Raw genomic sequence first — 4046 nt, 5'->3', positions numbered from 1 at the left:
AACACCATTTGAAGGTAAGGGGAAACCAGAACCCCTGAAACATAATTTGTCAGGTTTCTGGTCCCGACGCATTACAGAGGAGCACCGTCTGGTATACGCGGTTACTGATGATTCACTGCTCATTGCAGCATGTCGTTATCATTATTGAACAGATTCATTCATAGAATGAATTGTCAGTTTTGATACGCTAGCGTAACCTTATAGATCTAAGGTGTATCAGGAGATAACGGATGAAAAAGGTCGCAATTGTCGGGTTAGGGTGGTTAGGTATGCCGCTGGCGATGTCACTTTCAGCGCGAGGCTGGCAAGTCACCGGGAGTAAAACCACACAAGATGGTGTCGAAGCGGCCCGAATGAGTGGCATTGATAGCTATCTGCTTCGCATGGAGCCTGAGTTAGTTTGCGATTCTGACGATCTGGATGCCCTTATGGATGCCGATGCGCTGGTCATTACGCTTCCGGCACGTCGTAGCGGCCCCGGCGATGAGTTCTATTTACAAGCGGTACAAGAGTTAGTGGATAGCGCGCTGGCCCATCGTATTCCCCGAATTATTTTTACCAGCTCAACATCTGTCTATGGCGACGCGCAAGGCACGGTTAAAGAAACTACCCCGCGTAATCCGGTAACCAACAGTGGACGAGTATTAGAAGAACTCGAAGACTGGCTGCACAATTTACCCGGTACTTCGGTCGATATTCTGCGTCTTGCGGGCCTGGTCGGACCGGGACGTCATCCGGGACGCTTCTTTGCCGGAAAAACCGCCCCTGATGGTGAACATGGTGTTAATTTAGTCCATTTAGAAGATGTTATTGGCGCTATCACTCTGTTGTTACAGGCACCTAAAGGCGGACACATCTATAATATATGTGCGCCAGCTCACCCTGCGCGTAATGTTTTCTATCCGCAGATGGCCCGTTTACTGGGGCTGCAACCTCCGCAGTTCAGAAATAGTCTGGACAGCGGCAAAGGTAAGATTATTGATGGCAGTCGGATTTGTAATGAACTGGGATTTGAATACCAGTATCCCGATCCGCTGGTAATGCCGCTGGAGTAAACGATCACGCCAGCAGGACGCCGCATGCACTGCAAGGGGGCGTGTATGAAACCACTGCTGGATGTGTTGATGATCCTCGATGCCATAGAAAAAGAGGGCAGTTTTGCGGCGGCGTCAGCCAAACTCTACAAGACGCCGTCCGCTCTGAGTTACACCGTTCACAAGCTGGAAAGCGACCTAAATATTCAATTGCTTGATCGTAGCGGACACCGCGCTAAATTCACCCTCACCGGAAAAATGTTATTAGAGAAAGGGCGGGAAGTTCTGCATACCGTGCGAGAACTGGAAAAGCAGGCCATCAAACTGCATGAAGGCTGGGAAAACGAGCTGGTGATTGGCGTGGACGACACGTTTCCTTTTTCTCTGCTTGCGCCTCTCATTGAAGCTTTTTATCAACATCATAGCGTGACGCGCCTGAAGTTTATCAATGGCGTACTCGGTGGTTCCTAGGATGCCCTGACTCAGGGGCGAGCGGATATTATCGTTGGCGCGATGCATGAGCCACCATCTTCCAGTGAGTTTGGTTTCTCGCGGTTGGGCGATCTTGAACAAGTCTTTGCGGTCGCGCCTCATCATCCGTTAGCCCAGGAAGAAGAACCGTTAAACCGTCGTATCATTAAACGATATCGGGCGATTGTGGTGGGGGACACTGCGCAGGCAGGCGCTTCTACGGCCTCACAACTTCTCGACGAACAAGAAGCCATTACCGTTTTCGATTTTAAAACCAAACTGGAGCTGCAAATTAGCGGCCTTGGCTGCGGCTATTTACCACGGTATCTGGCGCAACGTTTTCTCGATAGTGGCGCGTTAATCGAGAAGAAAGTGGTCGCCCAAACTCTCTTTGAACCTGTCTGGATTGGCTGGAATGAACAGACCGCAGGGCTTGCCAGCGGCTGGTGGCGAGATGAAATTTTAGCAAATAGTGCGATCGCCGGTGTTTATGCAAAATCTGATGACGGAAAATCAGCCATTTAAAGAAAAATTATTATGACAAGCCTCTCATTCTCTTGTCATTTCCCCCCCATTTAGGCACAATGCGCCGCTGTCAAAAAATGACTAAAAACCGACGTTTAATTAGCGTCGGTTATTTTTTGCTTCAAACCAATCATTCATACCAAGAGGCCGGGCTTCGTACCGGATAGATATTTACTAAAAATCGACAGTTGTTGTCGCTGAGGAATCCAAAAAAATGGGGCAATTTTTTGCTTACGCGACGGTTATCACCGTAAAGGAGAATAACCATGTCGCATAACGTTACTCCAAACACCTCTCGCGTGGAATTGCGTAAAACGCTTACGTTAGTTCCGGTTGTAATGATGGGTCTAGCCTATATGCAGCCGATGACGCTGTTTGATACATTTGGTATCGTTTCAGGCCTCACGGATGGTCATGTGCCGACAGCCTATGCGTTCGCATTGATTGCGATCCTGTTTACGGCTCTGAGCTACGGGAAGCTGGTTCGCCGCTATCCTTCTGCTGGCTCTGCATACACTTACGCCCAGAAATCCATTAGCCCGACTGTCGGCTTTATGGTGGGTTGGTCTTCTCTGCTCGACTATCTGTTCGCGCCGATGATCAACATTCTGCTGGCGAAAATCTATTTTGAAGCTCTGGTGCCTTCCATTCCATCGTGGATGTTTGTGGTGGCGCTGGTGGCCTTTATGACCGCCTTTAACCTGCGTAGTCTGAAATCCGTAGCGAACTTCAACACTGTAATCGTCGTGTTGCAGGTAGTGCTGATCGCGGTGATTCTGGGCATGGTTGTTTATGGCGTATTTGAAGGTGAAGGCGCTGGTACGCTGGCGAGCACGCGTCCGTTCTGGTCTGGCGATGCGCATGTTATCCCGATGATTACCGGGGCGACAATCCTGTGCTTCTCCTTTACCGGCTTTGACGGCATCAGCAATCTGTCGGAAGAAACCAAAGATGCAGAGCGCGTGATCCCGCGTGCGATTTTCCTGACCGCGCTGATTGGCGGCATGATCTTCATCTTTGCAACTTACTTCCTGCAGCTGTACTTCCCGGATATCTCTCGCTTTAAAGATCCGGATGCGTCACAGCCTGAAATCATGCTGTACGTTGCGGGTAAAGCGTTCCAGGTTGGCGCGCTGATCTTCTCCACCATTACCGTACTGGCGTCCGGTATGGCGGCGCACGCAGGCGTAGCGCGTCTGATGTACGTAATGGGTCGTGACGGCGTGTTCCCGAAAAGCTTCTTCGGTTATGTACACCCGAAATGGCGTACTCCGGCGATGAACATCATCCTGGTTGGCGCGATTGCCCTGCTGGCAATCAACTTCGACCTGGTAATGGCAACGGCGCTGATTAACTTTGGTGCGCTGGTGGCGTTCACCTTTGTTAACCTGTCGGTCATCTCGCAGTTCTGGATCCGTGAGAAGCGTAACAAGACGCTGAAAGATCACTTCCAGTATCTGTTCCTGCCGATGTGTGGTGCGCTGACCGTTGGTGCGCTGTGGGTTAACCTGGAAGAAAGCTCAATGGTTCTGGGTCTGATCTGGGCTGCTATCGGTCTGATTTACCTGGCTTGCGTCACCAAGAGCTTCCGTAATCCGGTTCCGCAGTACGAAGACGTAGCATAATCATCTTTTCTAATAATAAACCGGAGTCGAATGAACATTTGGCTCCGGTTTTTTTATTCTTTTTTATCGAAATCCTCATTAATAACCATTTGTTCTAATTTAGAGAATTTGGTTATTGGTCTGCATTCCACCAGTCATGAAAAATTTCCCCATTAACATTCATCTGGTTAATTAATTTATGTTTTCAATGATATTAAGCGGGCTAATTTGTGGTGCTCTGCTGGGATTTGTCATGCAGCGTGGGCGTTTTTGCCTGACTGGTGGTTTTCGCGATATGTATATCGCGAAAAATAATCGCATGTTTTACGCCTTGCTGATTGCAATTTCGGTACAAAGCGTGGGTAATGCTGCCAACTTACTGATTTAGTGTATGATGGTGATTTTAAGGTGC

At 49.2% G+C, this 4046-nt stretch carries 3 protein-coding genes and 3 pseudogenes; all 6 read left to right on the top strand.

Annotated features, from left to right (window positions below; all coding sequences use genetic code 11):
- A pseudogene (yoeB, locus tag ACUU1M_RS19215) lies at window positions 1–148 on the top strand (type II toxin-antitoxin system mRNA interferase toxin YoeB); the annotation flags it as partial.
- An 82-nt stretch (window positions 149–230) separates the two neighbouring features.
- Complete coding sequence (locus ACUU1M_RS19210; RefSeq protein ID WP_000754740.1) at window positions 231–1055, top strand: SDR family oxidoreductase; 825 nt, start codon at window positions 231–233, stop codon at window positions 1053–1055.
- A 45-nt stretch (window positions 1056–1100) separates the two neighbouring features.
- Window positions 1101–2030: pseudogene (locus ACUU1M_RS19205) on the top strand (LysR substrate-binding domain-containing protein).
- A 214-nt stretch (window positions 2031–2244) separates the two neighbouring features.
- Complete coding sequence (yoeI, locus tag ACUU1M_RS19200) at window positions 2245–2307, top strand: membrane protein YoeI (RefSeq protein WP_097433929.1); 63 nt, start codon at window positions 2245–2247, stop codon at window positions 2305–2307.
- Window positions 2297–3655, top strand: a complete 1359-nt coding sequence (plaP, locus tag ACUU1M_RS19195; protein ID WP_000019197.1) for a putrescine/proton symporter PlaP — start codon at window positions 2297–2299, stop codon at window positions 3653–3655. The genes yoeI and plaP overlap by 11 nt, the downstream gene beginning before the upstream one ends.
- A 178-nt stretch (window positions 3656–3833) precedes the next feature.
- Window positions 3834–3998: pseudogene (locus ACUU1M_RS19190) on the top strand (YeeE/YedE thiosulfate transporter family protein); the annotation flags it as partial.
- Window positions 3999–4046: the final 48 nt, after the last annotated feature.

It is taken from the genome of Shigella sp. SIG6, assembly GCF_053555815.1.
This window is presented reverse-complemented; position numbering and strand designations above follow the sequence as displayed.

Bases quoted from the DNA above. Each gene is read 5' to 3' on its own strand.
- ACUU1M_RS19210 (WP_000754740.1), top strand. From the start codon at position 231: ATGAAAAAGGTCGCAATTGTCGGGTTAGGGTGGTTAGGTATGCCGCTG.
- plaP (WP_000019197.1), top strand. From the start codon at position 2,297: ATGTCGCATAACGTTACTCCAAACACCTCTCGCGTGGAATTGCGTAAA.